This is a genomic window from Streptomyces sp. 17_S59, from assembly GCF_056930295.1.
The window spans coordinates 7,110,906-7,135,884 of the sequence record NZ_JBXOWD010000001.1; the positions used below are offsets into that span (position 1 = coordinate 7,110,906).

The 24,979-nt window shown below is 73.5% G+C and carries 21 protein-coding genes and 1 riboswitch; of the genes, 5 read left to right on the top strand and 16 right to left on the bottom strand.

Features of this window, described 5'->3' with window-relative positions; all coding sequences use genetic code 11:
• Window positions 1–87: 87 nt before the first annotated feature.
• The 4 genes from AC1Z4A_RS31950 to AC1Z4A_RS31965 form a co-directional block, all read right to left on the bottom strand.
• Window positions 88–738, bottom strand: coding sequence for a CBS domain-containing protein (locus tag AC1Z4A_RS31950; protein WP_483683375.1), 651 nt, complete (start codon window positions 736–738; stop codon window positions 88–90).
• Window positions 739–770: 32 nt separating this feature from the next.
• The gene (locus AC1Z4A_RS31955; RefSeq protein ID WP_483683790.1) at window positions 771–1,445 is read right to left on the bottom strand and encodes a CBS domain-containing protein; all 675 of its coding nucleotides are present in this window, start codon (window positions 1,443–1,445) and stop codon (window positions 771–773) included.
• 48 nt (window positions 1,446–1,493) lie between these two features.
• Window positions 1,494–2,333: a universal stress protein gene (locus tag AC1Z4A_RS31960; protein ID WP_483683376.1), complete on the bottom strand. Its 840-nt coding sequence runs from the start codon at window positions 2,331–2,333 to the stop codon at window positions 1,494–1,496.
• A gap of 192 nt (window positions 2,334–2,525) precedes the next feature.
• The gene (locus AC1Z4A_RS31965) at window positions 2,526–2,957 is read right to left on the bottom strand and encodes an Hsp20/alpha crystallin family protein (RefSeq protein WP_483683377.1); all 432 of its coding nucleotides are present in this window, start codon (window positions 2,955–2,957) and stop codon (window positions 2,526–2,528) included.
• Between the two features lie 178 nt (window positions 2,958–3,135).
• Between AC1Z4A_RS31965 and AC1Z4A_RS31970 the strand changes: the two genes are divergently transcribed.
• Window positions 3,136–4,158, top strand: a complete 1,023-nt coding sequence (locus tag AC1Z4A_RS31970; RefSeq protein ID WP_483683791.1) for a 2-hydroxyacid dehydrogenase — start codon at window positions 3,136–3,138, stop codon at window positions 4,156–4,158.
• 10 nt (window positions 4,159–4,168) lie between these two features.
• Here the strand turns inward: AC1Z4A_RS31970 and AC1Z4A_RS31975 are convergent, their stop codons facing one another.
• From AC1Z4A_RS31975 to AC1Z4A_RS32030, 12 genes are all read right to left on the bottom strand, one after another.
• A complete protein-coding gene (locus tag AC1Z4A_RS31975) occupies window positions 4,169–4,456 on the bottom strand; it encodes an SHOCT domain-containing protein (protein WP_483683378.1) in 288 nt (95 codons plus the stop codon).
• 80 nt (window positions 4,457–4,536) lie between these two features.
• The gene (gene hypE / locus AC1Z4A_RS31980; protein ID WP_483683379.1) at window positions 4,537–5,574 is read right to left on the bottom strand and encodes a hydrogenase expression/formation protein HypE; all 1,038 of its coding nucleotides are present in this window, start codon (window positions 5,572–5,574) and stop codon (window positions 4,537–4,539) included.
• Entirely contained in the window at window positions 5,571–6,686 is a 1,116-nt protein-coding gene (hypD, locus tag AC1Z4A_RS31985; protein ID WP_483683380.1) for a hydrogenase formation protein HypD, read from the bottom strand. The genes hypE and hypD overlap by 4 nt, the downstream gene beginning before the upstream one ends.
• Window positions 6,687–6,696: 10 nt before the next feature.
• Complete coding sequence (locus AC1Z4A_RS31990) at window positions 6,697–8,034, bottom strand: Ni/Fe hydrogenase subunit alpha (protein ID WP_483683381.1); 1,338 nt, start codon at window positions 8,032–8,034, stop codon at window positions 6,697–6,699.
• Window positions 8,031–8,834 (bottom strand): NADH-quinone oxidoreductase subunit B family protein, encoded by an 804-nt coding sequence (locus tag AC1Z4A_RS31995; protein WP_483683382.1) that lies wholly within the window; start codon window positions 8,832–8,834, stop codon window positions 8,031–8,033. The genes AC1Z4A_RS31990 and AC1Z4A_RS31995 overlap by 4 nt, the downstream gene beginning before the upstream one ends.
• Before the next feature lies 1 nt (window position 8,835).
• Window positions 8,836–9,639 (bottom strand): FAD/NAD(P)-binding protein, encoded by an 804-nt coding sequence (locus tag AC1Z4A_RS32000; RefSeq protein ID WP_483683383.1) that lies wholly within the window; start codon window positions 9,637–9,639, stop codon window positions 8,836–8,838.
• Window positions 9,636–10,091 (bottom strand): Crp/Fnr family transcriptional regulator, encoded by a 456-nt coding sequence (locus AC1Z4A_RS32005; protein WP_483683384.1) that lies wholly within the window; start codon window positions 10,089–10,091, stop codon window positions 9,636–9,638. Before AC1Z4A_RS32005 ends, AC1Z4A_RS32000 begins: the two co-directional genes overlap by 4 nt.
• Entirely contained in the window at window positions 10,088–11,266 is a 1,179-nt protein-coding gene (locus tag AC1Z4A_RS32010; RefSeq protein ID WP_483683385.1) for a 4Fe-4S dicluster domain-containing protein, read from the bottom strand. The genes AC1Z4A_RS32005 and AC1Z4A_RS32010 overlap by 4 nt, the downstream gene beginning before the upstream one ends.
• A gap of 107 nt (window positions 11,267–11,373) precedes the next feature.
• Window positions 11,374–14,088: a bifunctional acetate--CoA ligase family protein/GNAT family N-acetyltransferase gene (locus tag AC1Z4A_RS32015; RefSeq protein WP_483683386.1), complete on the bottom strand. Its 2,715-nt coding sequence runs from the start codon at window positions 14,086–14,088 to the stop codon at window positions 11,374–11,376.
• Between the two features lie 74 nt (window positions 14,089–14,162).
• The gene (locus tag AC1Z4A_RS32020; RefSeq protein WP_483683387.1) at window positions 14,163–14,429 is read right to left on the bottom strand and encodes a HypC/HybG/HupF family hydrogenase formation chaperone; all 267 of its coding nucleotides are present in this window, start codon (window positions 14,427–14,429) and stop codon (window positions 14,163–14,165) included.
• Window positions 14,430–14,433: 4 nt separating this feature from the next.
• Window positions 14,434–16,767, bottom strand: coding sequence for a carbamoyltransferase HypF (gene hypF, locus AC1Z4A_RS32025; protein WP_483683388.1), 2,334 nt, complete (start codon window positions 16,765–16,767; stop codon window positions 14,434–14,436).
• 2 nt (window positions 16,768–16,769) lie between these two features.
• Entirely contained in the window at window positions 16,770–17,294 is a 525-nt protein-coding gene (locus AC1Z4A_RS32030; RefSeq protein ID WP_483683389.1) for a hydrogenase maturation protease, read from the bottom strand.
• 336 nt (window positions 17,295–17,630) lie between these two features.
• On the opposite strand from AC1Z4A_RS32030, the gene AC1Z4A_RS32035 reads away from it, so the two are divergent.
• From AC1Z4A_RS32035 to metE, 4 genes are all read left to right on the top strand, one after another.
• Window positions 17,631–20,201: a cation-translocating P-type ATPase gene (locus AC1Z4A_RS32035; RefSeq protein ID WP_483683390.1), complete on the top strand. Its 2,571-nt coding sequence runs from the start codon at window positions 17,631–17,633 to the stop codon at window positions 20,199–20,201.
• 291 nt (window positions 20,202–20,492) lie between these two features.
• Entirely contained in the window at window positions 20,493–21,785 is a 1,293-nt protein-coding gene (aceA, locus tag AC1Z4A_RS32040; protein ID WP_483683391.1) for an isocitrate lyase, read from the top strand.
• Between the two features lie 212 nt (window positions 21,786–21,997).
• Window positions 21,998–22,240 carry a hypothetical protein gene (locus tag AC1Z4A_RS32045; protein WP_483683392.1) on the top strand — a complete coding sequence of 81 codons (243 nt, stop codon included), beginning with the start codon at window positions 21,998–22,000 and terminating at the stop codon, window positions 22,238–22,240.
• 97 nt (window positions 22,241–22,337) lie between these two features.
• Window positions 22,338–22,480, top strand: a riboswitch (cobalamin riboswitch).
• A gap of 171 nt (window positions 22,481–22,651) precedes the next feature.
• Window positions 22,652–24,976, top strand: a complete 2,325-nt coding sequence (gene metE, locus AC1Z4A_RS32050; RefSeq protein ID WP_483683393.1) for a 5-methyltetrahydropteroyltriglutamate--homocysteine S-methyltransferase — start codon at window positions 22,652–22,654, stop codon at window positions 24,974–24,976.
• Window positions 24,977–24,979: the final 3 nt, after the last annotated feature.

Consider the following 24,979-nt stretch of genomic DNA (forward strand, 5'->3'; position numbering starts at 1 on the left):
TCCCAGGGGAACAGAACGTGAGGGCTCGTGCCAGCCGTGCGCCGCCGACCGGGAGCCCGGAGAGCGGCGTGCACGCTCGGGTGGCGTTCAGGCCGTCGGGTCGTCCAGGCGGAGGTCGACGTTGACGACGCCCTCCACCGCCCCGACCAGCCGTGCCACGAGTGGGATCACCGTCGCGTCGGGCAGGTGGCCCGAGAGGGTGACCACACCTTCGTCCACCCGGACCTCGACGGTCGGGCGGCGGTGGGGGAAGAGGCGGGCGACGACCTCGTCGCGGACCTCCTCCGCGATGTCCTCGTCGCTGCGGAGGTAGACCTTGAGCAGGTCGGCGCGGCTGACGATGCCGGCGAGCATGCCCTCGGCGTCGACGACGGGCAGGCGTTTGACGCCCTTGCGGGCCATGATGCGTGCGGCTTCGGCGACGGTGGCGCTTGCGTGCACGGTGACCGCGGGAGTGGTCATCAGGTCCTCCGCGGTCCGCGCACCCGCCTTCGCCAGGTCGCCGAGCTGCTCGGGCCGGGTGACGTCCGCCGGCTCGCGGCCCTTGTACTCCTCCTTCGACAGGAGGTCGGCCTCGGAGACGACGCCGATGACACGGCCCTCGCCCGCCAGGACGGGCACGGCGCTGACCTTCCACTCCGCGAGCGTCCTGGCGATTTCCTTGTAGGGCGCATCACGGCTGACCGCCACGACGGTCTGCGTCATCACGTCGCTGACGGTGCGCTGCGTGTCGTGCATCTCCGGCTCCTCGTGAGGGTGCCCGCGCGCGGTCATGGGGCGGGGAAGCCGCCTCCGGTGTCGTCCGTCGTGTACGTCAGGCGCTGGTGGACCGAGACGACGCCGTCCACCGAGCGGCACAGGCGTTCGATGAGCGGGATGGTGCTGCGGGCCTCGACGTTGCCGGTGAGGACGACCTGTCCTTCGGACACCTCGGCCCGCACGGCCGAAGGGGCCAGACCCATGGTGTGGGCCAGCAGGTCCCGTTCGATCTCGGAGCGGATGGCGTCGTCCTCGCGGAGGAAGACCCGCAGGATGTCGGCCCGGCTGATGATGCCGACGAGCCTGTCGGTCTCGTCGACCACCGGCAGGCGCTTGACGTTCTGCGCCGTCATCAGCCGGGCGGTCTCCACCACGTTCCACTCCGGCCGCGCGCACACCGGGGGAGCGGACATCAGTTCCTCGGCCCGGGCGCCTTCCGCCTTGGCCCGCTCCCACGACTCGAGACTGGGTACGGGTACGCGCCCGAAGGGGTCGGGCTGGTCGGCCGACTTGCGCATCAGGTCGGCCTCGGAGACCACGCCGACCACCCGGCCGCCGGGGTCGACGACCGGCACGGCCGTGACGTCGTTCTGGGCGAGTTCCCGGACGATCTCCTTGAACGGCGTGTCCGGGCGCACCCGCACCACGTTGCGGGTCATGAGTTCGTCGACCGTGCGGTGCTGCAGCATGCTGTTCGGGTCCCTTCCGGAAGATCCCAGCTATTCCTGTTTATGTCAGCTGTGCGGGACGACCGCCACCGGACACCTGACGTGGTGGACCGCGGCATGGGTCACGGGCCCGATGCGCGCACCGAGTGCCGACCAGTGCACACGGCGGCCGACGACCAGCAGGTCCGCGTCCCGGGCCGCCTCGATCAGGCGCTGGGCGGCCGGCCCGGTCGTCAGCCGCTCGTCCACTTCCACGCCCGGCCACTGCTGCCGCCATGGGGCCAGCCGGTCCACGGGGAAGCCCCCGCCCGGTTCCTCTTCGCCCTCACGGCTGCCGACCGGGGCCTCCGGCTGCCGGGCGTGGACGACCCGCAGCACGCACTGCCTGGCTGCCGCGGCGCGGAAGGCGAAGTCCAGCAAGGGTTCGTACGAACCGTCCCGCCCGACCCCCACCACGACCGGACCGTTGCCCTCGCGTACCGACGGCTCCACCCCGGCACGGACCAGCACCACCGGTATGGCCGCATGGGCGATCACCGCCAGGCTCACCGAGCCCAGCAGCCAGCCCTCGAAGCCACCGAGCCCTCGTGACCCCAGCACGAGCAGCTGGGACTCCCGGGCCGCTTCGAGGAGCGCCTTCGCCGGCAGCTCGGACACCTCGTCCACATCGACCCGCAGGCCCGGATGCGCCTCGGCCAGCTCCTGCCGCGCCCCCTCGATCCGGTCCGCCGCCCATGCGCGCTGGGCCGAGACACCGGGGGAGAACTGCAGGTTGCTCGTCCTCCACTCCAGTGCGTGCACGATGCGCAACGGCGCGCCCCGCGCCACCGCCTCGCGCACAGCCCACGCCGCGGCGGCCAGGCTCTCCTCCGAGCCGTCGACGCCCACGGCCACCGGTCGCGTCACGATGACCTCCTCCGCGGGGGGTTCCGATCACCGGGCGTCATGAACGGGAGGGCCCATCCGCTTCTCGCGGATCCCGATTGCGCGGTGCACGGCCGCGAGCCGCTTCCCCGCGTCTCTTGCGGGTCCTCCCGCCACTTCCATGACACCACTCCCAGGAGCGCACCGCCAGTGCTGTGACCAGCCGCTTTCCCGTCAGTCGGTGCGCCGTACGGGGATCCTGCGCGGGGCGCGTTCCTTTTCGGCCGCGCGGGGGACGATCACGGTCAGGATGCCGTCCCGGTACTCGGCCGTGAGGCCGTCGTCCGGGATGGGGAACGGCAGCCGCACCGTGCGCTCGAATGAGCCGTACCGGAATTCCGAGTGGCGCTTGCCCTCCGTGCTCTCGCTGTGCTCGGCCCGGACCGTGAGGGTGTCGCCCTCGGTCGTGATCTCGATGTCCTTCTCGGGATCGACGCCGGGCAGCTCGGCGCGCAGGACGTACTGCTCACCGCTGTCCGAGACCTCGATCGGGATGGTGTGGGCGCTTCCCCAGGCGGCCATCGGTACGACGGGGAATCCCGAGCCCAGCCATTCCATCAGCTCGGGAAGCCCGGACCGGTGCCGCGGGGCGGGCGTGCTTGCCATGGTGGCCTCCTCTGCGAGTGCCGTCGTCGGACGGTCTTCTCCTTCCACGATCCCTCGCCGGGCGGGAGATCTCCTATGGGCCGGTCGTCACGCTGATGGGCGGTCCGGCCCATGGCGCTGTCCGGAATGCGGGGAATCATGGGTGCCGAGCACCGGCTACGGAAGGGCGGGACCCATGGTGGGAGTCGTCGCGTACGGGGTGACCGCCGACGAGCGGCCACTGCTGGAACGGGCACTGGGCGAGGCGCACGACCTGCGCTGCCTGGATCTGATCCTCAACCGGGACACGGCCGCGACGGCGGCCGGCCGCCGGGTGGTGTGCAGCAGCGTCAATGACGTCCTGGACGAGGAAGTGCTGCGGATCCTCGCCGACGGCGGCACCGAGCTGGTCACCCAGCGTGCCACCGGCTACAACAACATCGACCTGACGGCGGCGCGGGCGCTCGGCCTGGCGGTGTCCCGGGTGTCGTGGTACTCGCCGTATTCGGTGGCGGAGTTCGCCTGGGCGCTGGCCCTGGCGGTCAACCGCGGGATCCCGCGGGCGGTGACCCGCACCCGGGACTTCGACTTCCGGCTGGACGGGCTCATGGGCCGGGACTTCCACGGGCGGACCGCCGGCATCCTGGGCACCGGCAAGATCGGCACCGCGTTCGCCCGCATCGCCGCAGGCTTCGGCATGCGGCTGCTCGGCCACGACGTGGCGCCGAACGACGAGTGCCGCGCGCTGGGCGTCGAGTACGTCGAACGGGACCGGTTGTTCGCCGAGTCCGATCTGCTGAGCCTTCATGCACCTCTGCTGCCGGAGACCCACCACGTGGTGGACGCTGCGGCGCTGGCGCTCATGAAGGACGACGCCATCCTGATCAACACCAGCAGAGGCGGGCTCGTCGACGCCCACGCGCTGGTCGGTACCCTGCTCGCCGGGCGGCTTCTGGGCGTGGGTCTGGACGTGTACGAGGAGGAGGCCGGTGTCTTCTTCTTCGACAAGTCGCTGGAGGTGATGACGGACGACACCCTCGCCCGGCTCATGACCTTCGGCAACGTCCTGGTCACCTCCCACCAGGGCTACTTCAGCCGGGATGCGGTCGGCCAGATCGTCGAGACCACCGCCCGGAACATCGCGGATCACCTCGCCGGCCGGACCGGCGGCAACACGCTTGTCCCGCCCGGGACCGGCGAAAGAGGCCGGACAGGGCGGTGACGGCGGCGCGTCATCGTCCGGCAGCGCCGGGCGGAGAGCCCCTCAGGGTGGCCAGGCGTCGCGCGTACTCCTCCTCGTCGATCTCGCCGCGGGCGTACCGCTCGGCGAGGATCTGCTCGGCGTGGCCGGGTGCCGGGCCCTTCTGCCAGCCGGTGAACTGACCGCCGTGCGACGGACGCGCGAGCGCTCGGAAGAGCAGGACCGCGACGGTGATGATCAGCGCCCAGAACAGGACCATGCCCACCGTCATCGCGAACAGGCCCCAGCCGCCGACGCCATGGTGGTACCAGAACATCATCGATTCACTTCCCCACGTCATCCGGGGCCGGGGCGTGCTTGCCCTGGTGTCTCACCTCCATGGTCCCTCGGTGCGGTGGCTCAGCAGATGCGGGGCAGCTGCTCGCCGAGCGGCATGTCCACCACGCGACGGGCGCCCACGACGGTCCGCATGGCGACACGGCCGGGGTGGCCGTCGGCCGGCAGGACGTCCCCGATCCGCACGGCGCCGCCGCCCTCCGGCAAGGAGCGCAATGCGGTGAGAGCCGCGTCGGCGGCGCCGGGCGCGACGAAGGCGATCATGCAGCCTTCGTTGGCCACGTGCAGGGGGTCCAGCCCGAGGATGTCGCACGCCGCAGCGACCGGCTCCGGCACCGGTACGGCGCGCTCGTCGATGTCGACCGTCACTCCCGAGTCGCGTGCGACCTCGTTGAGTGCGGCGGCCAGTCCGCCGCGGGTGGGGTCACGCAGGACGTGCAGCCGGTCGCCGAGCGGAGCGAGGGCCGCCACCAGGCGGTGGAGGGGGCGGGTGTCGGAGGCGATGTCGGCTTCGAAGCCCAGGCCCTCCCGGGTACTGAGCACAGCCGTGCCGTGCAGACCGATGGGGCCCGACAGCAGCACGGCGTCGCCCGGACGGGCACCGGCGGCGGAAGGGGAGAGGCCGGGGAGGCGTCTGCCGATGCCGGTCGTGGTGATGAACACCTGGTCGGCCGCGCCCCGGCCCACGACCTTGGTGTCCCCGGTGATCACCGGCACGCCCACGTCCCGGGCCGCCTTGCCCAGCGAACGCAGTACGGCCTCCAACCGCTCCAGTTCGAGTCCTTCCTCGACGATCAGGGCCACCGACAGGGCGACGGGCCCGGCGCCGCGCATCGCCAGGTCGTTGACGGTGCCGTGGACGGCGAGCGAACCGATGTCGCCGCCGGGGAAGAACAGCGGGCTGACGACGAAGCCGTCCGTGGTCATCACGAGTTCGCCGAGCCCGGGCAGGACCGAGGCGTCCTCCAACGGGCCTTCGGCCCCGCCGAAGGCCGGAAGGACCGTGTGCTCCAGGAGTTCCGCGGTGAGCCGCCCGCCGGCGCCGTGACCGAGGAGGACCCGCTCGGTCTCCGCGCGGGGTACGGGGCATTCGGTGATCATGAGGACGAGCCCTTCCCGGCAGGGGTGGCGACGCGCCCCGCCGCGTGGAACGCCGCGCAGGTGCCCTCGGCCGACACCATGGGCGCGCCGAGCGGGTGGCGGGGCGTGCAGCGGGTTCCGTAGGCGGTGCAGTCGGTGGGCAGCCGCGCGCCTGTGAGGATGCCGCCGGCGATGCACTCGGGGTGCTCCGCCGAGTGCAGGCCGTCGACGTCGTACCGCCGCGCGGCGTCGAACGCGGCGAATTCCGGGCGGAGTTCCAGGCCGCTCCGGGGGAGGTCGCCGATGCCGCGCCAGGCCCGGTCGGTGACCTGGAAGACGCGGGCGACGGCGGACTGCGCCTCGCCGTTGCCCCGGCGGCGCACCGCCCGCACGTACTGGTTCTCGATCCCGGCCCTGCCGTCCTCGAGCTGCCGTGTGGCCATGAGGATGCCTTCGAGCAGGTCGAGCGGTTCGAAGCCGGTGACGACGACGGGTACCCGGTAGCGGGCGACGATGGGTTCGTACTCCGTCCACCCCATGACCGCGCACACGTGCCCGGCCGCCAGGAACGCCTGGACCTCGCACTCGGGCGACTCCAGCAGCGCCGTCATGGCGGGCGGTACGAGGACGTGGCTCACCAGCATGCTGAAGTTGCGCAGCCCGAGGCGGGAGGCGTGCAGTACGGCCATGGCGTTGGCGGGGGCCGTGGTCTCGAAGCCGACGGCGAGGAACACGACGTCCCGGTCCGGATGCTCCTCGGCGAGTTCGACCGCGTCCATGGGGGTGTAGACGACGCGTACGTCCGCGCCGCGGGCCCGCAGGGCGAGCAGATCGGTGCGGGAACCGGGGACGCGGAGCATGTCGCCGAAACTGGTCAGGATCACCCCCGGGCGGGCGGCGATGGCCATGGCCCGGTCGAGGGTCTCCAGCGGGGTGACGCAGACCGGGCAGCCGGGGCCGTGGATCATGCGCATGCCGGCGGGCAGGAGTTCGTCGATGCCCTGGCGGACGAGGGTGTGGGTCTGGCCGCCGCAGACCTCCATGATCTGCCAGGGGCGGGTGGCGGTGCGGTGGAGTTCGTCCAGCAGCCGGCGGGCGAGCGCCGGGTCGCGGTATTCGTCGAGATACTTCACGCGGCTTTCCTCACGCTCGTTCGACGGTCAGGTCGAGGAAGTGGGCCGAGCAGGAGATGCAGGGGTCGTGATTGCGGATGGCCCGTTCGCACAGCCGGGTCAGCTCGGCGTCGGTGGCGTCGCCGTGCCGCAGCCGGTCCTGGACGATCCGCCTCAGGTCCTCCTCGATGGCGCCCTGGTTCTGGGAGGTGGGCGGGACGAGGCAGGCATCGGTGACGAGCCCTTCGGCGTCGAGGGTGTAGCGGTGGTAGAGGGTGCCGCGCGGCGCCTCGGTCGCGCCGTGGCCCGTTCCGGCCCGCGCGGGGACGTCCACGGCGGGGTGCGGCGGGCGCTCGTAGGCTTCGATCAGGCGCAGCGCTTCCTCCACGGCGTAGAGGACTTCGACGGCGCGGACGACGACGCTGCGGAAGGGATTGCGGCAGATCTCCCCGGAGGCCGGATCGGCCAGTCCGGCCGCCCGGGCCGCCTCTCGGACGGCGAGCGGCAGCCGGTGGCCGCTGATGGCGTACCGGGCCAGGGCGCCGGTGAGGTGGCGTCCGCCGTCCAGCCGGGCCTGGAGCGCGGTCGAGTGGGGGACCTGCTCCTCGACCACATGGGTGGTGAAGTCCGCGACGGGGAACGTCCTGGTGCGGTGCCCGTCGCCGTGGGGCAGCACGGTGGGGGTGCCCGTCTCGATGGCGTACGTGCCCGGCGCGGAGAGGGCGAGCAGGTCGGCGTCGCACTCGGCGTCCGGGAAGTCGAAGCCGGCCACCCAGGCGACGGTTCCGAGCGCGTCGTCGCGCGCCTGCCGCAGACGCTCGGCCAGGGGGCGGAGTTCCGTACGCGTGGGGGTGCGGTGGAAGCCGCCGACACGGACGTTGACGGGGTGGATGGAACGGCCGCCGAGGAATTCCATGATGCTGTTGCCGGCCTGCTTGAGCCGCAGTCCCCGCTCGACGTCGGCGCGGTGGGTCCGGGAGAGTTCGATCGCGTTGCCGCAGCCGAGGAAGTCGGGTGCGTGGAGCAGATAGATGTGCAGGGTGTGGCTCTCGATCCACTCGCCGCAGTACAGCAGCCGCCGCAGCGCGGCCAGTTGCCCGTCGACGGTGACGCCGCAGACGTCCTCGATCGCGTGGCAGGCGCTCGTCTGGTAGGCGACGGGGCAGATGCCGCACACGCGGGACGTGATGTCCGGTGGTTCGGTGTGCCGGCGGCCGCGCAGGAACGCCTCGAAGAAGCGCGGCGGCTCGTAGATGCTCAGCTCGGCCCGGGTGACGGTGCCGTCGCCGATCCACAGGCGCAGTGCTCCTTCCCCCTCGACACGGGCGAGGGCGCCGACGTGCAGAACGCGCGAGCCGCGGTGCGTCATGAGGGTGTCCCCTCTGTGCCGAGTACGCCGGGTGGTTCGATCGCGGCGAAGTCGTGGACGTTGAAGGTGTGCAGGAAGCGGAGGATGTCGTCGTCGCTCATGCCGTCACTGCGGAGCAGCGGGATCATCGCGGGCATGTTCGTCGAGCCCGACGGCCCGAAGCAGCCGTAGCAGCCCCGCCCGTAGGCCGGGCACAGCGCCCCGCATCCCGCGTGCGTCACCGGCCCCAGACAGGGGATGCCGTGTGCGACGGGGAGGCAGGTGGTGCCGCGTCGTTTGCAGGCGAAGCAGACGCTGTGGTCGGGGATGTCCGGGCGGCGGTCGGCGAGGAAGGCGGTGATGACCTCGATCAGCTGCCCGCGGTCGATGGGGCAGCCGCGCAGCTCGAAGTCGACGGGGACGTGGGCCGAGATCGGGGTGGAGGTGGCGAGGGTCTCGATGTACTCGGGTTTCGCGTAGACGGTCGCGCGGAATTCGGCGACGTCGGCGAAGTTGCGCAGGGCCTGGACACCGCCCGCCGTGGCGCAGGCGCCGATGGTCACCAGGTGGCGTGATTCGGCGCGGATGCGCCGGACGCGTTCGAGGTGTTCCGGGGTGGAGACCGATCCCTCGACGAGGGACAGGTCGTACGGGCCCGGCCGGATGTCGCTCGACGCCTCGACGAAGTGGGCGATCTCGATCTCGGCGGCCAGCGGCAGCAGCTCGTCCTCGCAGTCCAGCAGGGTCAGCTGACAGCCGTCGCAGGAGGCGAACTTGAACACGCCGAGCCGGGGCCGGGGGCGTACGGGCGGCTCGGTCATCTCACAGCTCCCGTACGGCGAGCAGGGGCTCGGCGCGGTCGTAGCCGATGACGGGCCCGTCCCGGCACAGGAGCAGGGGGCCGAGCTGGCAGTGGCCGCAGTGGCCGGTCGCGCAGTGCATGTTGCGTTCGAGGGAGACGCGGATGTGCTGCGCCGGGACGCCGCGATGGAGCAGCTCGCGGGCAGTGGCGCGGATCATGACCTCGGGGCCGCAGACGAAGGCCGTGGTCTCGTGCGGGGTGAACGCCGCCTGGTCCAGCAGGGTGGTCACCACGCCGACGTGCCCGGTCCACTCCGGACCCGCGCGGTCCACCGTCACTCCGCAGTACGGCCGCCCCCAGCCGTCCAGCTCCTCCCGGTACAGCAGGTCCCCGGGCGTGCGGGCGCCGACGAGGACGTTCAGCCGGCCGTGGTCGCGGGGCATGGACAACGCCGCCTGGACGAGGGGCCGCAGCGGGGCCAGGCCGATGCCGCCCGCCACCACGAGGAGGTCGCGTCCGGCGGCGGCCGGCAGGTCCCAGCCGGTGCCGAAGGGGCCCCGCACTCCGACCTGCGTGCCCGGGCGGACGGCGCACAGGGCGCGCGACACCGCGCCCACCCCGCGGAGGGTGTGGGTCAGGGTGCCGTCCCGCAGACCGGCGACGGACACCGGGATCTCGCCGACCCCGAAGGCGTAGAGCATCGCGAACTGCCCCGGGGCGAAGGCGGGAAGCCCGCCGCCGGCCGGCCGCAGCTCGATCGTGCGGGTGTCGGTGGTCTCGGGCCGGTTGCCCACCACCCGGTAGGGGAGGGGGACGGCGGTCACCGTGTCGGCCCGCTCCCGTACGGGCCGTAGAGGTCGAGCAGCCGGGTGCGGGCGGCCCGCAGACGTTCGCCGATGACCTCCACGACGCAGGTGAGCAGCGCGCGGTCGAGTTCGGGGTCGCCTTCGCGCAGGGCGTGGACCTCGGCCGCGTCGAATTCCCAGGCGGCCACAGGGGTCGTCGCCTCGGCGCCCAGGTGCCACTGGTGCGGCGGGCACAGCCAGGACCACCCGACCAGCCGCCCCGCCCCGAGGGTCTCGACGACCGCGGCCCGGCGTCCCGGCACATGGACGTCGAGGCTGACCGTCCCGGAGCGGATCACCCAGAACCGGTCCGCCCTGCCGCCCTCCTCGAAGATCCTCGTGCCCGCGGGGAACGACACCTCGCGGCCCAGCTCCATCAGCCGTTCACGGGGGCCTTGGGGGATGGCGTCGAGGACACCGGTGCGCTTCACGGCGCTCCGTCCTTTCTCCCGGCTTCGCGGTCGAGGGATTCCTGGTGCAGGGCGTGGGCTTCCTCGGTGATGTCGATGGCGACCGGACACCACACGATGCAGCGGCCGCAGCCCACGCAGCCGGAGCTGTCGAACTGGTCCCACCAGGTACCCAGTTTGTGGGTGAGCCACTGGCGGTACCGGCTGCGACCGGTACTCCGGACCGAACCGCCGGGCAGGTGCGTGAAGTCCAGGTCGTAGCAGGATTCCCAGCGCCGCCAGCGTTCGGCGTGGTCGCCGGTCAGGTCGGTGACGTCCTCGGTGGTGGTGCAGAAGCACGTCGGGCAGGCCATGGTGCAGTTGCCGCAGGTCAGGCAGCGCGCGGCGACGTCGTTCCAGCGCTCGGCCTCCAGCGTGCCGGCGAGCAGCGCGCGCAGGTCGACGTCCGGCATGGTGCGGCCCATCCGCCCGGCGGCGGCCTCGACGTCCTCGCGGGCCCGGGTGCGCGTCAGGTCGTCGGCGGGCCGGCGCGGCAGGCTCTCCAGGATCTCCGCGCCCTCCTCGGTGCCGGCGCGGGCCAGGAAGCGGTGCCCGGCGTCGTCCAGCACCTCGGTCAGCGCCAGGTCGTAGCCGGGCTGCGCGGCGGGGCCGGTGCCCATGGAGACGCAGAAGCAGGTGGCGCCCGGCTCGGTGCACTCGACCACGATCAGGAACGCGCCGGTACGGCGTTCCTCGTAGGCGTCGTCCCGGTGCCGGCCGCCGAGCATGACGCGGTCCTGGATCCGGATGGCCCTCAAATCGCAGGGCCGTACGCCCAGGAAGGCGAACGAGGTGGGCTCGGGGCGTTCGGCACGGACCGTCATCCCGCCGTCGGGAGCGCGGTCGGCGGTCCACTGCCGCACCCGCTCGGGATGCAGGAAGTTCTTCCACGACTGGGGGCCGGCGCTGTGGGCGAATGCGGCGGCGTCGGTCCGCCGCTCGATCCGGTAGTAGCCGCCCTCCAGCTCCACTCCCCAGCCGTAGGGCAACTCGTCGGCGGATTCCAGCTCGGCCAGCACGATGGCGCCGTCCCGCTCGGTCGGACCGATCACCGTCCGGCCCCGGGCGCGCAGCTCCCGCACGAGGGCCCCGATGCCTTCCAGGTCCAGCACGCAGGGCGTGCTGCCGGCGTCCGGCGGTGCCGTCGCGGAGGGCATGGCATCTCCTGCTCGCTCGGTGAGGTGCTCCCTTCAGCCTGGACACACCCTCGACGGGCCGCACGCCGAGCGCGCCGGTAGGGGTGCGGGCCATCCGGGCGCCGGTCTCAGCGCAGACGTCGCAGGTACGGGTCGTACGCCTGGTGGGGCTCCAGCCGCACGCGGGCGTCCAGCGCCATGACGCCGTCCGGGCAGGCCACCACGGGATTGAGGTCGGCCTCGGCGAGCTGGGGCAGGTCGCAGGCCATCCGGGACAGGCACGACAGCAGGTGTTCGAGGGCTCCGAGGTCGACGGGGACGCCGCCGTGGCGGCCCGACAGGAGGACGGAGCAGCGCGGCGAGGTGATGAGGTCGTCGAGGTCGTAGGTGGTGAGCGGGGCGAGGCGCGCGGCGTGGTCGGCCAGCACGTCGGTGGCCGTGCCGCCCTGGCCGAAGAGCACGAGCGGACCGAAGACCGGGTCCTGGACGACGCCCGCCACCAGCTCCAGGACGTGCGGGGCCTGCGGCTGCACCACCACGCCGGAGAGCCGGTCGCCGAAGCGGTCCACGAGGTCGCGGTAGGCGGCCCGTACCCGCTCCTCGCCCTGGAGGTCGAGGCGGACGGCGCCCTCGTCGGTCTTGTGCACCAGGCCCGGCCAGTGGGCCTTGAGGACGACCCGGCCGCCCGGGCCTGCCAGCCGCCCGGCCGCCGCCACGGCCGTCTCCTCGTCGCACACCCACTCCCAGGCGACCTGCGGAATGCCGTAGTGCGTGAGGAGCCGCGCGCACTGGACCGGGTCGAGCCAACCGCCTTCAGGCCGTTCGGCGAGCCACGCGGCCACGTCCGCCCGGGCCCCTTCGACGTCGATGCCGGACGGCTCCGGCGGCAGGCTCTGCGGGAGGCTCCGGCGCCGGGCGTAGGCCACCGCGTACGAGAGGGCGCGGGCCGCGTCCTGCGCATCGGCGTACGCGGGCACGGCACCACCGCGCTCGGCCGGCAGCAACTCCACGCGCGCGGACCGGTCCACCAGGACGAGCGCCGTCGTGCACGGTGCCCGTGCCGGGGCGTGGGTGAACGCCCGCACCGGATCGTCGCCGGTGGCTGCGGCCAGGGCCGTCGGGACCAGGACGCCCAGCACGGCGTCGACGTCCCGGTGCGCCGCCAGCAGATCCACGCAGGCACGCAGGCGTTCCTCCGGCACGGCGGCGGTCGCGTCGACCGGATTGCCGACCGCCGCGCCCTCCGGCAGGACGGCCGCGACCTCCGCCGCCAGGGCGGGCTCCAGCGGACGTACGCTCAGCCCGGCCTCGCTGCACGCGTCGGCGGCCAGCACGCCCACGCCGCCTGCATTGGTGACCACCACCACGCGATCGCCGGCGGGCGGCGGCTGGGCGTGCAGCAGCGCCACCGTGTCCAGCAGTTCCCCGATGGTCCGGGTGGCGATGACACCCGCCTGGTGGAAGAGCGCCTGCCGGGTCATCGTCGGCGTGGCGGCAGCGGCCGTGTGCGAGGCCGCCGCACGGCGCCCGGCCTCCGACCGCCCCGCGTCGACCGTGAGCACCGGCATACGCCTGCTCACCCGCCGCGCGGTACGGGAGAAGGCGCGGGGGTTGCCGAACGACTCCAGGTGCAGCACCGCCAGATCGGTACGCCCGTCCTCCTCCCACCACTGGAGCAGGTCGTTGCCGCTCACGTCGTACTTGTCCCCGAGCGAGACGAACGTCGACACGCCGATCCCCAGCCGGGACAGCCCGTCGAGCAGGGCGATGCCGACACCGCCCGACTGGGTGGCGACGCCGGCCGTGCCCGGCAGCGGGAAGCGGGCGGCGAACGTCGCGTCCAGCCGGACGTCCTTCTCCGTGTTGGCCAGGCCCAGGCAGTTGGGCCCGACGACTCGCATGCCGTGCCGGCGGCAGGCCGCCCGCAGCCCTGCCGCCTGGGCCGCGTCGAGCCCGGACGTCACCACCGCCAGCGCCCGCACCCCGCGGACGCCGCACTCCTCGGCGACGGCGGGCACCGCGTGCGCGGGGACGGCCAGCACGGCCAGGTCCGGGGTCTCCGGCAGGCCGGAGACGGCGGGGTGGCAGGGCAGGCCGTCGAGGGCCGGGCCGTGCGGGTTGACGACGTGCACCGGGCCGGTGAAGCCGTTGGCCCGCAGGTTGCGCAGAATCGCCCGTCCCACGGACCCGGGGCGGTGACCGGCGCCCACCACGGCGACCGAGCCGGGCCGCAGCAACGGCCGGAGGCTGGCGACGTCGGCGGCGCGTCCCCGCGTGTCGAGGGCCGTCAGATAGTGCTCGTCCGGCGCCAGCGACACCCTGACGCGGACCTCCGGTCCCTCGAAACGCCGTCGTACGGGGAGCCCGAGGTCGGCGAAGACCTTGACGACGCGCATGTTCTCGCTCAGCGCGTCGGCCGTCAGCTCCCGGATCCCCTCGGCACGCGCGAGGTCGACGAGGTGTTCCAGCAGGAGCGTTCCGACGCCACGGTGGTGCCAGTCGTCCGCCACGGCGAGGGCGACCTCGGCGGCGGTCGGTCTGCCTCCGGGCGGATCGGTGGGGGTCGCGTGGTACTCGGCCAGTCCCACGATGTCACCGTCCGCCTCGGCCAGCAGAGCCCGGTCTCCCGGCCCGGCGCCCAGGCACAGGGCGTCCGCCGCCTGCTGCGCGACGCGGGGGCCGGAGGAGAAGAACCGCAACCGCAAGTTCTCGGGGGACATGTGCTCGTAGAGCCGGAAGACCGCCGCGCGGTCGGCCGGCATGACGGGCCTGACCCGCACGGTCGTCCCGTCGGCCAGCAGCGCGTACACCGCGGTGGCCGGCGACTCCGGGGTACGGGTCATGGCACGGTCGCCTCCTCGCCTTCCAGCATGGCCCGCGGTGTGCGGGGGCCGCACGGGCGGCCGCTTTCCGTAGGTCAGCGGGAGCGGGGCAGCGGCTCCCCGAGTTCCCCCTCCACCGCATCGGCCATGGCCCGCAGCACGTCCAGGGTCCGCTCCGCCTCGGCCTCGTCGACCGTGGTGATGGCGAACCCCACATGGATCACCACATACGTGCCCACGCCGGCATCGGGTGTGTAGGCCAGGCACGCCTCACGGCGGACCCCGCCGAAGTCGACCGTGGCCATCCGCAGTCCCGCACGGTCGTGGATCTCCACCACCCGGCCCGGAATGCCCAGACACATCGCGTCATCCTTCCCGCAGGCGGGCCGCGGCCACTGCCGCCTGCCCGTAGCTGATTCCCCCGTCGTTGACCGGCACGGCACTGCCCACCAGTACCCGCAGTCCCTGGTCCTCGAGCAGGGATCGCGTCTCCGCGAGCAGGCGGGCGTTCTGGAAGCAACCACCCGCCAGGCACACGGTCGACGGCGCCCCGGCCGCCACGACCCGCCGGACCAGGCCGGAGGTCACCTCGGCCAGCGTGCGGTGGAAAGCCGCGGCGAGCGCGCCCGTCCGCTCGCCGGCCACGGCGCGGTCGAGCAGGGCGGTCAAGGTGGGGACGGGGTCATACACCCACAGCCCGTCGGCCCGCGCGAGGCGCCAGGGGAGGGCTTCGGCGCATTCGTCCCCTGCCGCCGTCTCCAGGGCGACGGCCGCCTGTCCTTCGTACGTGGCGTCGTCGCACAGGCCGAGCAGGGCGGCTGCGGCGTCGAAGAGGCGCCCGGCGCTGGACGCCCGCGGGCAGTTGACGCCCCGTTCGACCATCGTCCGGACCACTCGGGCCTCCTCCGGGGGGAGCCGCCGGACGAACGATCCGGCAAGGGAGAGCGGGACACACGGCCCGTCGAGCGCCTCGGCCCCGTACAGATACCCCAGGGCCATACGGGCGGGCCTGCGCACGGCCGCCGCCCCGCCGGGCAGGGGGGCGGTGGCGAAGCGCGCCACCCGGCGGCAGCGGGCGAGGCCGGCGACCAGGAACTCGCCGCCCCACAGCGTGCCGTCGTCGCCGAGGCCCAGCCCGTCGTAGGCCACCCCGAGGAAAGGCCGGTCCAGCCCGTGTTCGGCGGCGCAGGCGGCGACGTGCGCGTGGTGGTGCTGCACGGCGATCCGCCGCTCGGCGGGCCGGGCCAGCGCCCACTGGGTGGACAGGTAGCCGGGATGCAGGTCGTGGGCGACGACCCGGGGTTCGATCCCGGTCAGCCGGACCAGGTCGGCGCAGGCGGCTTCGAAGGCGTCCAGTGTCGGCACGTCCTCCAGGTCGCCGGTGTGCGGCCCGAGGACGGCGCGGGACCCTTCCGCGAGCGCGAAGGTGTGCTTCAGCTGCGCACCGGCCGCCACGACCGGCCGGGCGGCCGCGACGGGGATCGCGAGCGGGGCAGGGGCCAGACCCCGGGCCCGGCGCACGGTCAGGACCGTACGGCCCACCGGGCGCACCACGGAGTCGTCGTAGCGGGCCCGGATCGGCCGGTCGTGGACGAGGAAGCCGTCGGCCACACCCGCCAGCGTCCCGCGGGCCGACGGCTCGTCGACGGCGATGGGTTCACCCGAGCGGTTGCCGCTGGTCACGACCAGCGGCCTGCCGAGGTCGCGCAGCAGCAGGTGGTGCAGTGGCGTGGTGGGCAGGAACACGCCGATCCGGTCGGTGCCCGGGTGTACGCCGGGTGCGATGCCGGAGCCCCGGCAGGCCGGCGCCAGCACCACGGGCGCGGCCGGGGACGTCAGTGCCGTCAGCCCGGCGGAGGACAGCCGTGCCAGGCGCCGGGCGGCTGCGTCGTCGGCGGTCATGACGGCGAACGGCTTGACCGGCCGCTGTTTGCGGGCGCGCAGCCGGTCCACGGCCTGTACGTCGGTGGCGTCGCACACCAACTGGAAGCCGCCCAGCCCCTTGACCGCCACGATGCCACCGCTGTCGACGACCGATTCCGCGGCGCGCAGCGCTGGTTCGCCGGTGAGGTCCTCCCATGCCAGGCGGGGTCCGCAGCCGGGGCATGCCACCGGCTCGGCGTGGAAGCGTCGGCCAGCCGGATCGGCGTATTCGGCGGCGCATGCGGCGCACAGTGGAAAGCGCCGCATGACGGTGCGCTCGCGGTCGTAGGGAAGGTCTTCGATGACGGTGGCGCGGGGGCCGCAGTCCGTGCAGTTGACGAACGGGTAGCGGTAACGGCGGTCGGCGGGGTCGAAGAGTTCGCGCAGGCAGGCTTCGCAGGCGGCGACGTCCGGCGGGATCTCGCGTACGCCGGGCTTCCGCCCGCCGCTCGCGGCACTGGCCCGGACGGTGAAGCCCGACCCCTGCGGCGGGGGCGCGCCGGACAGGTCCGCCACGGCCACGCGCTGGATGTCGGCCAGCGGGGGCGCCTGCGTACGCAGCAGCTCGACCAGGTCCTGGACCGCTGCCGACGGCCCGGCAACGGCCAGTTCGACACGGCCGTCGGCGTTGAGGACCCACCCGTCGAGCCCCAGCCGCGTAGCCAGGCGGTGGACGAACGGGCGGAATCCCACGCCCTGGACCCTGCCGGAGACCGTGACCGCCCGGGCGATCCGGCGAGGCGCCTCCGACGCGGCCGCAGCGCCTCCGGACGCCACCCTCACAGCCGTACGCTCCGAGGCGTCGTCCCGCCGCGAGCCCCGGCGAGGCAGCGGGCGATCTCCTGCTCGACCCGCTCCGTGAGGGGCCCGACCGCCGCGGCGACCGCGGGGGTCAGCCCCGTGCCCAGGGAACCGTCGGCTCCTTCGACCGCGTAGACGACCAGGCGCCGGGGCATCCGGTCGAGCGCACGTGCCAGCTCGACCGCCTCGCCCAGGCCGAGCCCGTGGCTGCTCGCCGCGCCCGTCCGCGACACCGCGTACCCGTCCAGCTCCAGTCGGTGGATCCGGCCCGGACGCCCCGGGTGGGCATGGGCGGCGTCCACGACCACAGCCATCCCCGCGCCCTCCCACAGCCCGATCAGCCGGCCCGGTTCCCCGTCACAGCACACCAGCCGGACTCCGGTCGGCAGGCTGCCCCGGGCAGCGCGCTCCCGCAGCCGGGCGACGACCGCAGGACCCACGCCGTCGTCCCGCCGGAACTCGTTGCCGACGCCGACGACCGTGATGCGGTGGGAGACCGCCATGGTCCGCTCCCTGTGCTCGGGTCTCTCGTCCGTGGTGCCCCCACCCTCGCCCGGACGCCCTGTGCATGCTCGGGAACGGATGCCGTCCGTCCGGAGCAATGAGCCGTGTGGTCACGGTCTCCTCTGCCTGCGTGGCATCGAGGGGGCTCCGCCGAACGGGGCTGCCCTGCTCCGTCCGGGCGGTGTGCGGGCCGGACGGAGGGCGGAGCCCGGTCTTGGTCGTCGTCCCCCGCTGCCACCGTCTCCCGCCGACGACCTCCCGGCACGTCCGGAGTGCGGGCACCACTCCCGCTGGAGAAGATGCGGAGGACAGAGCTTGCGAACCGGACGCGAACGGTGGCGAACCGACCCCAGAACCCCCAGGGCCTGACCCAGGCCGAAGCAGTGCGCCGTCTGGCGTGCCACGGTCCCAACATCGTCGGCCCCGGCCGGCCCACGCCGGTGTGGCGCAGGGCTCTCGCCCAGCTGCGGGACCCGTTGATTCTGGTGCTGCTGGGAGCCATGGTGCTCACCGTCGCGACCGGCGACCTGGTCGACACATCGATCGTCGCCATCGTCGTCGTGGCCAACAGCGCGGTCGGCGTGGCCCAGGAAGTCCGCGCCGAACGGGCCGTGGCAGCTCTGCGGGCGCTGAGCGCCCCGGTCGTACGCGTGATGCGCGACGGAACCGAGCAGGAGGCGAACGCGGCGGACGTCGTACCCGGCGACGTCGTCCTCCTGGGCGAGGGCGACATCGTTCCCGCCGACGGCCGCGTCTTCGAGGCGGCCACGCTGCTGGTGGACGAGTCCTCCCTGACCGGCGAATCGGTGCCGGTGGCCAAGGAGCCTTCCCCGGACGACCCGGGCCTGGGGACGGTGTCGGCGGGCACGACGGTCCTGCGCGGGCGCGGACGCGTCGAGGTGACGGCGACCGGGGCCGCCGGCGCCATGGGCAGGATCGCCGCCCTGATGGCCGAGCCGCCCGGCCTCACCCCGCTCCAGCACCGGCTGGCACGCTTCGGCCGCGGTCTCGCCCTGATCGCCGTCGCGCTGTCCGGCGTGGTGCTGCTCGTCGGGATCGTCCGCGGGCAGCCCGTGGAGCTGATGGTGGTCGCGGCGATCAGCCTGGTCGTCGCGGCGGTCCCCGAGTCGTTGCCGGCCGTGGTGACGCTCGCCCTGGCGCTGGGCGCGCACCGGATGGCCCGGCGCCACGCCATCGTCCGCAGACTGCCCGCCGTCGAGACCCTGGGCTCGATCACCGTGCTGGCCACGGACAAGACCGGCACCCTCACCGAAGGGCGGATGGCCGCGCAGCGGCTGTGGACCCCCGGCGGCGGCGAGGCCACCGTCTCCGGCATCGGCTACGTGCCCCAAGGGCGGGTCGAACGGGACGGACACGTGCTCGGCGCCGATCAGGCCGCGGACCTGTCGGAGTTGCTGACTGCCGCGGTGCTGTGCAACGACGCGGCTCTGCAACCGCCCGGCGCCGGGAACGGGACGTGGACGGCCCTGGGCGATCCCACGGAAGCGGCCCTGCTGACCGCCGCGGCGCGACTCGGCCTGAATGCCGCGGAGTTGCGCGAGCGCATGCCGCGCGTGGACGAGATCCCGTTCAGCAGCGAGCGCAAGCGCATGACCACCGTGCACCGCTGCCCCGGGGGAGAGCTTCGCGTCGTCTGCAAAGGCGCCCCCGAAACCGTTCTTCGCACGGGACTCCTGGCGGACGGCGGCCCGGAGTCCCGCGACCGGGCGCTGGAGCGGGCGCGGCAATGGGCGCAGCAGGGATACCGGGTCCTGGCCGTGGCCGCGGCCGGCAGAGCGGAGCCCGCACCGGACGACCGGGAGAGGGACCTGACCCTGCTCGGGCTGGTCGCGATCCTCGACCCGCCGAGGGAGGCGGCCGCGGGCACGGTCACGGCGTGCCGGGCGGCGGGCATCACTCCCGTGCTCGTCACCGGGGACCATCCGCTGACCGCCGAAGCCGTGGCCCGGCGGCTGGGCATCGCCTCCGCCCGGGACGAGGCCGTCACCGGCGAGGGGATCCGGCGCGGTACCGCAGGGGATCCCACGGCGGTGCGCGTGTTCGCCCGTACGACACCCGAGCAGAAGGTCGGCATCGTCGAGTCGTGGCGCCGGGCCGGGCACGTGGTGGCCATGACGGGCGACGGCGTCAACGACGGGCCGGCACTGCGCCGGGCGGACATCGGGGTGGCCATGGGCCGGCGCGGGACGGAGGTCGCCCGGCAGGCAGCCGACCTCGTCCTGGCCGACGACGACATCGGCACGGTCGTGGCCGCCGTCGAAGAGGGCCGCCGGGTCTACGCCAACGTACGGCGCTTCCTGCTCTACGCCCTGGCGGGCGGCAGCGCGGAGATCCTGGTCATGCTCACGGGCCCGGCCCTGGGCATGCCCCTGCCGCTGCTCCCGGCCCAGATCCTGTGGATCAACCTCCTCACCCACGGCCTGCCGGGCGTGGCGATCGGTGCCGAACCCACCGCCGGCGACTCGATGCACCGGCCGCCCAGGCCACCGGAGGAGAGCGTGCTGGGGGAGGGACTGTGGGCGCGCATCCTCGTGCTGGGCGTCCTCATCGCGGCGCTGACCCTGACCGTCGGGCACTGGGCCCACGACACGGGCCGCCCCTGGCAGACGCTGGTCTTCCTGGTCCTGGGCGCGACCCAGCTCGGCGTGGGCCTGGGGTCACGGGCCCGGCCCGGAACCCTGGCCAATCCCTTCCTCCTCCTGGCGCTGGCGGCCGCGCTGGCCCTGCAGATCGCAGGAGCGTACGTGCCGCTCCTGCGCGAACTGCTGGGCACCCGGCCCCCGGCCCTGCCCGACGCGGGCCTCGTGTGCGCCGCATTCGCGCTCGGGTACGCGGCGATGCGTCTGCAGGCGTGGCTGGTGCCGGAGGGCGGCGGGGGCCGGTGACGCCTCGTGGGAGACGGGCAGGCCCTCGTGCCACCCAACCGGCGTGCGTCTTCGCAGACTTGGCAGAACGTGCCCGGAAGATTCGCAACACTTGGCATGGAGCCACACTTGATGGCACTCAGTGCCACTGCCAGAGTCGTCGTGCGGCCCGCAGGCCCGGATTCCTCCGCTTCCGCTCACCACCGATGGCACTGCGGGCCGCACTCCGGGGGAAATTCCCTGCCCTTCACATGCCCGGCAGGAGCCCCGGACCCCCGACCACTGCTCCCACACCGATCCCAGGAGACAGTCATGGCACAGGCAGCGACGGGCAACCGGACGACCGCCGAGGACCTCGCCCGGCGGTGGGCGACCGACCCCCGCTGGCAGGGCATCGAGCGGACGTACAGCGCGGACGATGTGATCCGGCTGTCCGGCAGCGTCCGCGAGGAGCACACCCTTGCCCGCCGCGGGGCCGAGCGCCTGTGGCGGCAGCTGCACGAGCGCGACTACATCCACGCCCTCGGCGCGCTCACGGGCGGGCAGGCGGTGCAGATGGTCAAGGCCGGCCTCCAGGCGATCTACCTGTCCGGCTGGCAGGTCGCCGCCGACGCCAACCAGGCCGGGCACACCTACCCCGACCAGAGCCTCTATCCCGCCAACTCGGTGCCGCAGGTCGTGCGTCGCATCAACAACGCGCTGCTGCGGGCCGACCAGATCGCCACCGCCGAGGGCGCGGGTGACACCACCGACTGGCTGGCACCCATTGTCGCGGACGCCGAGGCGGGCTTCGGCGGCCCGCTCAACGCCTTCGAGCTGACCAAGGCGATGATCGCCGCGGGTGCGGCCGGCATCCACTACGAGGACCAGCTCGCCTCCGAGAAGAAGTGCGGCCACCTCGGCGGCAAGGTCCTCGTCCCCACCTCCCAGCACATCCGCACCCTCAACGCCGCCCGCCTCGCCGCCGACATCGCCGACGTGCCCACCCTCGTCGTCGCCCGTACGGACGCCCTGGCCGCCAACCTGCTGACCAGCGACGTGGACGAGACCGACGCGCAGTTCTGCACCGGGGAGCGCACGGCGGAGGGCTTCTACCAGGTGCGCAACGGCATGGCGCCCGTGATCGCCCGCGGCCTGGCCTACGCCCCGTACGCCGACCTCATCTGGGTGGAGACCGGCACCCCCGACCTGGCCCAGGCCCGCGAGTTCGCCGAGGCGCTCCACCACCGGTACCCCGGCAAGATGCTGGCCTACAACTGCTCGCCCTCCTTCAACTGGAAGGCCGCGCTGGACGACGACCAGATAGCCAAGTTCCAGCGGGAACTGGGCGCCATGGGCTACCGCTTCCAGTTCATCACCCTCGCCGGCTTCCACTCCCTCAACCACGGCATGTTCGACCTCGCCCGCGGCTACGCCGAGCACGGCATGACCGCCTACGTCGACCTCCAGGAGCGCGAGTTCGCCGCCCAGCAGCACGGCTTCACCGCCGTCAAGCACCAGCGGGAGGTCGGCACGGGCTACTTCGACCTCGTCTCCACCGCCGTCAACCCGGCCTCCTCGACCACCGCGCTGACCGGCTCCACCGAGGAGGAGCAGTTCCACTAGGAGCGCCCGCCCGCCTGGTTCACGTCCCTACGGAGGGCATCCGGCGTTCTTCACCACTGACGCCTACGCCCACCACCTCGTCCGGCAACGGCTTGGGGCCTGAGAGCCCGGCATGCCCTCAACCTGGGGGACGCAGCCGGTTCGCCACGGCGGGGCCGGACCGTCGTGGCGAACCGGGGCCGCCCGTGACGTGACTCGCGAAGGAGAGTTCCGTGCCCTGGCAGCCCAGTGCCCCGGACCCCGGGTCCCCCTGTCCGCCCCCGTCCGCTCACTGCGTCCTCCTCAAGCCCGGCGAGCTGTTCCTCGCAGCCCCGCCCGGGGTGAGCACCCGGGCGCACGTCCCCGACCTGGAACGGGTGGAGCAGCGCATCGGGATGGACGAGGTCGTCGAGGGGCTGCTGAGTGCTGCCCAGTGCCTCCGCCCCGGCGAGGACCTGTGTGACGCGGGTATGTGACCGACATATGAACAACCCTGTTCGAGAACGGGATTCTCCCTCTAGGGTGGCCGGTGCAGCCGGTTCGCCCCGTCCGCCAGGCGGGATGCGTCGCAAGAGGGAACCCGGTGGGAATCCGGGACTGCCCCGCAGCGGTGAGCGGGAACGACCGCCGTCATACGCACTGGGCCCGGGCGGGTCCGGGAAGCGACGGCCAGTAGGTGTCTGCCCCGGCAGACGTGCCCGCGAGTCCGAAGACCTGCCGCTGCCCGCGTGCGAGCGTTCGCGCGCGGCAATCCCGGTGACCTCGAGGGCGGGTCGGCGTACACGGCGGACGGGCACGCACGACGGTGGTGTCCCGGCCGGCCCGTCGTCCCTTCGCGCCCTCCTCGTGCACCGGGGTTCCGGAAGAAACTCGCGAAGGAGAGTTCCGTGACCAGCAAGTCCGCAGCCGCGGCAGCACGCGCCACCGTGCACGGCTACCCCCGCCAGGGCCAGGGCCGAGAGCTGAAGAAGGCGATCGAGGGCTACTGGAAGGGCCGCGTCACCGCCGACGCCCTCCGGGAGACGGCCGCCGCACTGCGCCGCACCAACTGGCGGCAGCTCGCCGACGCAGGCATCCACGAGGTGCCCACCGGCGACTTCTCGTACTACGACCACGTCCTGGACACCAGCGTCATGGTCGGCGCGATCCCCGCCCGGCACCGCGCGGCCGTCGAAGCCGACGCCCTGGACGGCTACTTCGCCATGGCCCGCGGCACCCAGGACGCGGCGCCGCTGGAGATGACCAAGTGGTTCGACACCAACTACCACTACCTGGTCCCGGAACTCGGCCCCGACACCGTCTTCACCACCGACTCCACCAAGCAGGTCGCCGAACTCGGGGAAGCCCTCGCCCTCGGCCTGGCCGCCCGCCCCGTCCTCGTCGGCCCGGTCACCTACCTCCTGCTGGCCAAGCCCGCGCCCGGCGTCGCCCCCGGCTTCGAGCCGCTGACCCTCCTCGACCGGCTCCTGCCCGTCTACGCGGAGGTGCTGGCCGACCTGCGGGCCGCCGGGGCCGAATGGGTCCAGCTCGACGAGCCCGCGCTGGTCCAGGACCGCACCCCGGCCGAGCTGAACGCCGCCGCCCGCGCCTACCGCGAGCTGGGCACCCTCGACGACCGCCCGAAACTGCTGGTCGCCTCCTACTTCGACCGCCTCGGCGAGGCCCTGCCCGTCCTGGCCAAGGCCCCCGTCGACGGCCTCGCCCTCGACTTCACCCGCTCCGCGGCCGCCAACCTCGACGACCTCGCGGCCGTCGGCGGGCTGCCCGGCAAGCGCCTGGTGGCCGGCGTGGTCAACGGGCGCAACGTGTGGATCAACGACTTCGAGAAGTCGCTGGCCACCCTGGGCACCCTCCTCGGCCTCGCCGACCGGGTCGACGTCGCCGCCTCCTGCTCCCTGCTGCACGTCCCCCTGGACGCCACGGCCGAGCGCGAGATCGACGGACAGATCGCCCGCTGGCTCTCCTTCGCCCGCCAGAAGGCCCACGAGGCCGTCACCCTCGCCAAGGGGCTCGCGCACGGCACCGGTGCCATCGCCGCCGAACTCGCCGCCAACCGCGCCGACCTCGCCTCCCGCGCGGGCTCGGCCATCACCCGGGACCCGGCGGTACGCGCCCGCACCTCCGCCGTCACCGACGCCGACGCACACCGCTCCCGGCCCTACGCCGAGCGCGCGGCGGCCCAGCGCGCCCACCTGGGGCTCCCGCCGCTGCCCACCACCACGATCGGCTCCTTCCCCCAGACGACCGAGCTGCGCACGGCGCGCGCCGACCTGCGCGCCGGACGCATCGGCACCCAGGCCTACGAGAAGCGCATCGAGGCGGAGATCGGCGAGGTCATCGCCTTCCAGGAGAAGACCGGCATCGACGTGCTGGTGCACGGCGAGCCCGAGCGCAACGACATGGTGCAGTACTTCGCCGAGCAGCTCGCCGGCTACCTGGCCACCCGGCACGGCTGGGTCCAGTCCTACGGCACCCGCTACGTCCGCCCGCCGATCCTCGCCGGCGACATCTCCCGCCCCGAGCCGATGACGGTCCGCTGGACCCGCTACGCCCAGTCGCTCACCGAGCGCCCGGTCAAGGGCATGCTCACCGGGCCCGTCACCATGCTCGCCTGGTCCTTCGTCCGCGACGACCAGCCGCTCGCCGATACCGCCCGGCAGGTGGCCCTCGCCCTGCGCGACGAGGTGAACGACCTGGAGGCCGCCGGGACACCGGTGATCCAGGTGGACGAGCCCGCCCTGCGCGAGACCCTCCCGCTGCGTGCCGCCGACCACGCGGCGTACCTCGCCTGGGCCACCGAGTCCTTCCGGCTCGCCACGAGCGGCGTCCGGCCGGACACCCAGATCCACACCCACATGTGCTACGCCGAGTTCGGCGACATCCTGACGGCCATCGACGACATCGACGCCGACGTCATCAGCCTGGAAGCCGCCCGCTCGCACATGCAGGTCACCGGCGAGCTGGCCACCGCCGGATACCCGCGCGAGGTCGGCCCCGGCGTCTACGACATCCACTCCCCGCGCGTCCCCACTGCCGCCGAGGCGGCGGACCTGCTGAGGAAGAGCCTGGCCGCGATCCCCGCCGACCGCTTGTGGGTCAACCCCGACTGCGGCCTGAAGACCCGCGGCTGGCCCGAGGTCCGCGCCTCCCTGGAGAACCTGGTGGCGGCGGCCCGTGCGGTGCGGAAGGAGCTGGACGGCACGGCCTCCTGACGC

Excerpts from the sequence above, each read along its gene's own strand:
- AC1Z4A_RS31950 (WP_483683375.1), bottom strand. The coding sequence starts at position 738 with ATGCACGACACGCAGCGCACCGTCAGCGACGTGATGACGCAGACCGTC.
- AC1Z4A_RS31965 (WP_483683377.1), bottom strand. The coding sequence starts at position 2,957 with ATGGCAAGCACGCCCGCCCCGCGGCACCGGTCCGGGCTTCCCGAGCTG.
- AC1Z4A_RS31975 (WP_483683378.1), bottom strand. The coding sequence starts at position 4,456 with ATGATGTTCTGGTACCACCATGGCGTCGGCGGCTGGGGCCTGTTCGCG.
- hypE (WP_483683379.1), bottom strand. The coding sequence starts at position 5,574 with ATGATCACCGAATGCCCCGTACCCCGCGCGGAGACCGAGCGGGTCCTC.
- AC1Z4A_RS31990 (WP_483683381.1), bottom strand. The coding sequence starts at position 8,034 with ATGACGCACCGCGGCTCGCGCGTTCTGCACGTCGGCGCCCTCGCCCGT.
- AC1Z4A_RS31995 (WP_483683382.1), bottom strand. The coding sequence starts at position 8,834 with ATGACCGAGCCGCCCGTACGCCCCCGGCCCCGGCTCGGCGTGTTCAAG.
- AC1Z4A_RS32010 (WP_483683385.1), bottom strand. The coding sequence starts at position 11,266 with ATGCCCTCCGCGACGGCACCGCCGGACGCCGGCAGCACGCCCTGCGTG.
- AC1Z4A_RS32015 (WP_483683386.1), bottom strand. The coding sequence starts at position 14,088 with ATGACCCGTACCCCGGAGTCGCCGGCCACCGCGGTGTACGCGCTGCTG.
- AC1Z4A_RS32020 (WP_483683387.1), bottom strand. The coding sequence starts at position 14,429 with ATGTGTCTGGGCATTCCGGGCCGGGTGGTGGAGATCCACGACCGTGCG.
- AC1Z4A_RS32030 (WP_483683389.1), bottom strand. The coding sequence starts at position 17,294 with ATGGCGGTCTCCCACCGCATCACGGTCGTCGGCGTCGGCAACGAGTTC.
- aceA (WP_483683391.1), top strand. The coding sequence starts at position 20,493 with ATGGCACAGGCAGCGACGGGCAACCGGACGACCGCCGAGGACCTCGCC.